This is a genomic window from Rhodococcus sp. P4_F3_2, assembly GCF_056401335.1.
In genome coordinates, this window is record NZ_JBFUJN010000217.1 from 1 (window position 1) to 436 (window position 436).

Annotated in this window: 1 protein-coding gene; it reads right to left on the reverse strand. The window is 36.7% G+C overall.

Annotation, left to right across the window (positions count from 1 at the left end; translation table 11 throughout):
- Nucleotides 1-422, reverse strand: a 422-nt coding sequence (locus AC1DWA_RS33480) for a nucleoside-diphosphate sugar epimerase/dehydratase (protein WP_477917808.1), incomplete at its 3' end; no start/stop codon positions are given.
- Nucleotides 423-436 lie beyond the last annotated feature (14 nt).

A 436-nucleotide genomic window follows, 5' to 3' on the forward strand; every position in this document is an offset into this window, starting at 1 on the left:
TTACTACACTCTTGATAAATCCTTTGAATCTCAAGTTTATTAAGTGACGGTATTGCAATAATAATATGGCCAATTCCCTTTTTTTCTACAACCTCAGGGATATCTTCTGTTTTGCCAAGCACTGTAACTCCAAAAATCTCAAGCTTTTGTTTTGCAACATCATCATCTACAAAAGCAATTGGTTTTAGTTCACTTTCATTATGCTTTAGCAATTGACGAACAAGCATAGTTCCCGCAGACCCTGCCCCAACAATAAGCGCACTTTCTTTTTCTATAACTGACTTAATAAGACGTCCTCTCACCATTCTCCAGGAAAATCGAGAACCTCCAATAAGGCACATATGTAGAAGCCATGTGATAAACAAAACACGAATGTATATATCACTATTTACTAGAAACTGAACAATTGCTGCCGTTCCTATCGAGAATGTTACAG